This window comes from uncultured Microbacterium sp. (assembly GCF_947632095.1).
Lineage (GTDB): Bacteria > Actinomycetota > Actinomycetes > Actinomycetales > Microbacteriaceae > Microbacterium.
On the sequence record NZ_CANROA010000076.1, the window covers coordinates 1 to 5868 of the forward strand.

Genomic DNA, 5868 nt, shown 5'->3' on the forward strand with positions numbered 1-5868 from the left:
GCACCGGCATCCCCCATCGTGGCGCCCGCCCACACCTTCGCGTCGAAGAACCAGAACGAGCGGTAATGATCCTTCACATAGCGCGCCTCATCACCGCGCGGCGGCACCGGGGCGAGCTGGTAGGGATCGCCGAACATGATGATCTGCACCCCGCCGAAGGGCTCGGCCCGGCGGCCCCGCGCCTGACGGAGAGCCCGGTCCATGCCGTCCATCAGGTCGGCGTTGACCATCGAGACCTCATCGATCACGAGGGTGTCGATGGCGTTGAGGATGCGCCGGGTGGCGTCGTTCTGCTCGATCTCGCTCTCGGCGATCAACCCGATCGGAAGACGGAACAGCGAGTGGATCGTCTGCCCCTCGACGTTGAGTGCCGCGACGCCCGTGGGCGCGCATATCGCGATCTGCTTCTGCGTGTTCCAGGCGAAGTACTGCAAGAGCGTCGACTTGCCCGTTCCGGCGCGGCCCGTGATGAACACGTGCTCGCGGGTGTCCTCGATGAGGCGATACAGCTCCTGCTGCTCGGTGGAGAGTTCGGGGAAGGACACGCCTTTCATGGTACGTGCGTCATGCTCGGCACTGTCACAGCCCGCGCTCCTAGACTGGCGCCATGGATCAGCCGAAGACGTCGACGCCGGTGCGTCGCCGCCTCGTGGCAGATCTCTCACTGCTCGCTCTGATCGGCGTTCTGCTGCTCGCCGCCCTCGGCGCCGGCGGAGCCGCGCTGTATCAGCAGTATTACGGCCCCTCCGCGTTCGTCTCCCGCTACCTCGATCTGCTCTCGACCGGGCGTGCGGCCGATGCACTGCGCGTGCCCGGGGTCGCGATCGACCGCGACACCCTCGAGGAAGCGGGAATCGATGCCGCCGCTTCGGAGGCGCTGCTGCGGCAGGCCACTCTCGCCCCGCTCTCCGGGATCGAGGTGCTCTCGGAGGAGACCACCGACGGCGTCAGCTCGGTCACCGTCTCGTATCTCGCCGCCGGCTACTCCGGCACCAGCACTTTTCAGGTGGAGCAGGACGGCTGGGTGGGAGTGACGCCGAACTGGCGATTCACCGAGACCCCGCTCGCGGCGATCTCCCTCACCGTGCTCGGCGCCGACCAGTTCGCGGTGAACGGCTTCGAGATCGACCGGCGGCAGGTCTCCGGCGACGGACTCGACGCCGTCGCGACCGATCCGCTGCCGCTGCTGGTCTTCACCCCGGGCGTCTACTCGGTCACCGTCGACACCCCGATATCGACGTCCCCGGGTGTCGGTGTGCTCGCCGATTCCCCCCTCACGCAGACCGCCGTCGAGGTCCAGGCCGAACCGACCGCCGAGTTCCTCGAGGTCGTGCAGAACCGTGTCGAGGAGTTCCTCACCGCGTGCACCACGCAGGAGGTGCTCCAGCCCACCGCGTGCCCCTTCGGGCTCGAGGTGCGCAACCGCATCGAAGGCCTGCCCTCCTGGTCGATCGCGGCGCAGCCGCAGGTGACCGTCGCGCCCGATGGCGGCCAATGGGTGATCCCGACGACGGATGCCGTCGCCCACATCGAGGTCGAGATCCGTTCGCTCTTCGACGGCTCGGTCGAGCAGGTCTCGCAGGACGTCCCGTTCCAGGTCAACGGCACCATCTCGATCCTGCCCGACGGGTCGGCGTCGATCCGGGTCGGCTCTCCCAGCAGCTGATCAGCGGTTCGCGCGCTGCTGGTCCTTCTCTGCCAGAGCCGCAAGGCGCGCGTTGTACTCCTCGAGCTCGGCGTCGCCCGTGCGATCGGCGTGACGGTCCTGGCGCCGCTGCACCTTCGTGTCGTCTCGGCTCCACTGGATCGCGACGGTGATCGCGACGATGAGCGTGGGGATCTCGCCGACCGACCAGGCGATGCCGCCGCCGATGTACTGATCCTCCATCGGGGTGGGGCCCCAGGTGCGTCCCATCGAGCCGAACCACTCGGCCACCATGAGCCCCTCCTGCATCATGATCGCCATGCCGAAGAAGGCGTGCATGGCCATGACGGCGATGAGGGTGATGAGCCGACCCGGGTAGGGCAGGCGGTACGGGACGGGGTCGACGCCGACGAGACTCATGACGAACAGGTAGCCGGAGATGAGGAAGTGGATGATCATCCACTCGTGGCCCAGGTGCTCGTACATCGCCCAGCGGACGATGTCGGTGAAGTAGAACGCCCATAGCGACAGGATGAAGATCGCCGCGGCGACGATCGGGTGCGTGACGACGCGGGAGAACGGCGAGTGCACGGCCCACATGATCCACTCACGGCCACCGCGGGTGCCGTCGTCGCGCTTCTCGATCGCGCGGAGCGCGAGGGTGATCGGGGCGCCGGCGACGAGCGCGAGCGGGATCGCCATCGACAGCATCATGTGACCGAGCATGTGCACGCTGAACAGGTAGTCCTGGTAGAGGTTCAGCGGGCCGCAGGTCACCCAGACGAGCAGCAGCAGGCCGAACATCCAGATGATCGTGCGGTGGATCGGCCAGCGGTCGCCGCGGCGGTGCAGGCGCCAGACGCCCGCGGCGTAGAAGAAGGCACCGAGGGCTGCGGCCATCGCCCAGAGGATGTCCCAGTCCCAGCCGAACAGCCACATGTCGAGGGTGAACTCCGGCGGCAGCGGCTCGCGGGTGAGGATCTCCGCCGGGGTCTGCTGCACGGGCACCGTCTCACCCGTGGGCGGGGGCGTGCGGGCGAGGGCGGCAGCAGCCCCCGAGGCCAGACCCATGAGCGCGACCTCGCAGAGCACCAGCATCCAGAACCAGCGCGAGGCGCGCTCTCCCGACAGGCGCGGGATGAGACGCACCCGGTACCAGGCGCCGAGCAGGCCCATGCCGCCCAGCAGCACGACCTTTGCGACGATGATCAGGCCATAGGGCGTCCAGAGGCCGTCCCAGCCGCCGAGGCCGACGGTGGAGCGCACGACCCCCGAGGCTGCGACGACGAAGAACGACACGATCGCCAGGCTCGAGTACCGGCTCACCAGTGCCGTGCGGTCGACGCCCGGGGTGTCGCGGAGCACGACGAGCAGCAGCAGGCCGCCGAGCCAGACGGCGGCGCCGACCGTGTGCAGCAGGATCGAGTTGACCGCGATCACGTGGCCGGAGAGTTCTCCGGAATGCCCCTGCGTCGCCATGGGCAGAAGGGATGCCGCCGCCAGGAGCGTCGTCAGCAGGACCGGGGTCCATGTGCGCCAGGCGAAGACGAGGATCGTGATGAGCGCGCCCATGATCGTCGTGATCAGCCAGGCGCGTCCGAGAGGGAGGTCGAGGAGGAATCGTCCGAGCTGCTCGCCGAACTGGTTGTCGAGCGTGACCTGCGCGTTGAACGCCGACTGGAAGGTGAGGAAGGCCGTGGCTGCGGACGAGAGCGTGAAGACGGCGGCGCCGAGGGATGCCGTGTCCAGCGCGATCTCGAACGGCTTCTCCCCCGCGCGCAGGGCGAACAGGGCGAGCACCATCGGGCCGATCATGGCGGCCGCGGCGAGGTTGTTGATCGTGCGCGCCACGGGCAGGCCCCAGCGCACGAACTCGCCGGGATCGGCGATGACGAGCGGTGCCGCACCCCCGCCGTAGACCAGTGCGGCGATGAGGGCGACCGCGGTGGCGATCACGAGGATCAGCAGTCCGCCCGCGCGGTACGCCGAAGGGCGCGAGGAACGGGGGCTCGGGGAACTCACCCCTCCAGCCTATGCTCGCCCACCTAGGGAAAGCCCCGATGGATGCACGAAGGCCGCGCCTCCGGATGGAGGTGCGGCCTTCGTGAGGGAAGCGGTCTTACTTGACGGCTGCCTTGAGCTTGGAGCCAGCGGTGACCTTGACGCGCTTGCCGGCCGGGATCTTGATCTCGGCGCCGGTCTGCGGGTTGCGGCCGGTGCGAGCGGCGGTGTCGACCTGCTCGAACGAGATCCAGCCGGGGATCGAGACCTTGCTGCCCTTGGCAACTGCATCCGAGACCGTCGCGAAGAGGGAGTCGAGGACGCCCGAGACGGTGGCCTGGCTCTGGCCGGTGGCGGAAGCGATGCTCGCGACGAGCTCGGTCTTGGTGATGGACTTGTCAGCCATGTCATCCTCCAGCGACGAGAGACCGTCGCGTTGTCGTTGTTGTCGGAGCGAGTGCCCCTGGTCGTGTGACCGCCTCGAATGTATCAATCTCAGCCGAGAATTCCGCGTCATTTCGCGGGTTTTGGGCTTTTTATGCGCGTGTCGCGGTGCAGATGTGACGAATGTGGCTCACGGGGCGGGTTTCTGCTGATCGAGCACCAGCTCGAACGAGAGCACTGCGGACCACCAGGAGTCGCCGAGTTCGGGGGTGTGCAGAACCACATCCGTGCTCTCCGCTCCCGGGGTGAGGTAGTACCCGGTCAGGCGTGCGGGGAAGTTCGCCACCGGCGGGAGGTTCTTCTCTCCGACGACCAGCTTGCCCGTGGCGCCGATCCGCGATGCGATCGAGTTCGTCTCGGTCGCGCCCTGGAGCGTGAAGATGCGCTTCTTCGAGCGGCGGCTCGCCTGATGCGCCTCGACGCCGTCGATCGCGAAGACGAAGTCGGGTTCGCGGCCGGCGGGGTCGAAGTTCTTCAGACGGATGCTGCTGCGTACGGTGAGCACGATGGAGAGCAGCAGCCCGAGCGCGATGAGGGGAACGACGATCGCCCACGTCCAGTTCCAGAATCCGGGGGCGCCGGGCTTCTCGAGGAACACGTCGCCGTCGCGGGTCTCGACCCAGATGTCGATGCGGTCACCGATCTGCAGGTCCTCGTTGCGGATCGAGTCCGAGGTGCGGACGAGACCCGCCACGTCGTACTCGATCGTGACGGTGCGGTATTCGACCCAGTGGCGCGAGCGGCGTCCGCCCTCTCGCACCTTCGTCGTTCCCTCCGAGATCACGTCCCCGGTCGTCGCCGCATAGGTCGCGCCGACGTCCTTCGCTAGGCCCGTCACGTTGGCGTATCCGAGAGCCCCGAAGCCGAGGGCGAAGAGGATCAGGACGACGACGAGCCCGATGCCGCCGCGCGCAGCCCGGTTGATGAATGTTCTATCGGTGATGATGTTCGACATGGTCGGCGGTTCCCCCCGGGAAATGAATACTGCTGTCTTTCAGAGATGAGAAAGGGGCGAGGCTCCGAAGAACCTCGCCCCGATCAGGAAGCTATCGCTTACCAGCTCGACTTGGTGATGCCGGGCAGCTCGCCGCGGTGAGCCATGTCACGGAAGCGGACACGCGAGATGCCGAACTTCGTGAGCATGCCACGGGGGCGGCCGTCGATGGCGTCGCGCGAACGGACGCGGACCGGCGAAGCGTTGCGGGGCAGCTTCTGCAGGCCGACGCGTGCGGCCTCGCGGGCCTCGTCGGTGGCGTTGGGGTCGACCAGGGTCTTCTTCAGCTCAGCGCGGCGCTCTGCGTAGCGCTCGACGATGACCTTGCGCTGCTCGTTGCGAGCGATCTTGCTCTTCTTAGCCATGGATCAACGCTCCTCTCGGAATTCGACGTGCTTGCGGACGACCGGGTCGTACTTCTTGAGCACGATGCGGTCGGGGGTGTTGCGACGGTTCTTCTTGGTCACGTAGGTGTAACCAGTGCCTGCCGTCGAACGCAGCTTGATGATCGGACGGACGTCCTGAGCCTTCTTAGCCATTAGAGCTTCACACCCTTCGCCTGGAGGTCCTTGACGACGTTCTCGATGCCACGCACGTCGATCACCTTGATGCCCTTGGCGGACACGTTCAGCGTGATCTTACGGCCGAGCGACGGCACGAAATAGGTCTTCTTCTGCACGTTCGGGTCGAAGCGACGCTTCGTCCGACGGTGCGAGTGCGAGATGTTGTGACCGAAGCCGGGAACAGCTCCTGTCACCTGGCACACTGCTGCCATGTGATTACT

The 5868-nt window shown here is 67.0% G+C and carries 8 protein-coding genes; 1 reads left to right on the plus strand and 7 read right to left on the minus strand.

Going from position 1 to position 5868, the window contains the following annotated elements:
• Nucleotides 1-545 (minus strand): AAA family ATPase (locus tag Q0Z66_RS11765; protein WP_298041372.1); only part of this gene is annotated, 545 nt, incomplete at its 3' end.
• A 62-nt stretch (nucleotides 546-607) separates the two neighbouring features.
• On the opposite strand from Q0Z66_RS11765, the gene Q0Z66_RS11770 reads away from it, so the two are divergent.
• On the plus strand, nucleotides 608-1666 hold the full coding sequence (locus tag Q0Z66_RS11770; RefSeq protein WP_298041374.1) for a hypothetical protein: 1059 nt from the start codon (nucleotides 608-610) through the stop codon (nucleotides 1664-1666).
• On the opposite strand, the gene Q0Z66_RS11775 is transcribed toward Q0Z66_RS11770, so the two are convergent.
• The 6 genes from Q0Z66_RS11775 to rpmB form a co-directional block, all read right to left on the minus strand.
• Nucleotides 1667-3667, minus strand: coding sequence for a cytochrome c oxidase assembly protein (locus tag Q0Z66_RS11775; RefSeq protein WP_298041375.1), 2001 nt, complete (start codon nucleotides 3665-3667; stop codon nucleotides 1667-1669).
• A 97-nt stretch (nucleotides 3668-3764) separates the two neighbouring features.
• A complete protein-coding gene (locus Q0Z66_RS11780; protein ID WP_017203554.1) occupies nucleotides 3765-4052 on the minus strand; it encodes an HU family DNA-binding protein in 288 nt (95 codons plus the stop codon).
• A 168-nt stretch (nucleotides 4053-4220) separates the two neighbouring features.
• Complete coding sequence (locus Q0Z66_RS11785) at nucleotides 4221-5045, minus strand: hypothetical protein (protein WP_298041379.1); 825 nt, start codon at nucleotides 5043-5045, stop codon at nucleotides 4221-4223.
• Nucleotides 5046-5143: 98 nt separating this feature from the next.
• Nucleotides 5144-5449 (minus strand): 30S ribosomal protein S14, encoded by a 306-nt coding sequence (gene rpsN, locus Q0Z66_RS11790; RefSeq protein ID WP_298041381.1) that lies wholly within the window; start codon nucleotides 5447-5449, stop codon nucleotides 5144-5146.
• A 3-nt stretch (nucleotides 5450-5452) separates the two neighbouring features.
• Nucleotides 5453-5623 carry a 50S ribosomal protein L33 gene (gene rpmG / locus Q0Z66_RS11795; RefSeq protein ID WP_298041383.1) on the minus strand — a complete coding sequence of 57 codons (171 nt, stop codon included), beginning with the start codon at nucleotides 5621-5623 and terminating at the stop codon, nucleotides 5453-5455.
• On the minus strand, nucleotides 5623-5859 hold the full coding sequence (rpmB, locus tag Q0Z66_RS11800) for a 50S ribosomal protein L28 (protein WP_298041386.1): 237 nt from the start codon (nucleotides 5857-5859) through the stop codon (nucleotides 5623-5625). The genes rpmG and rpmB overlap by 1 nt, the downstream gene beginning before the upstream one ends.
• Nucleotides 5860-5868: the final 9 nt, after the last annotated feature.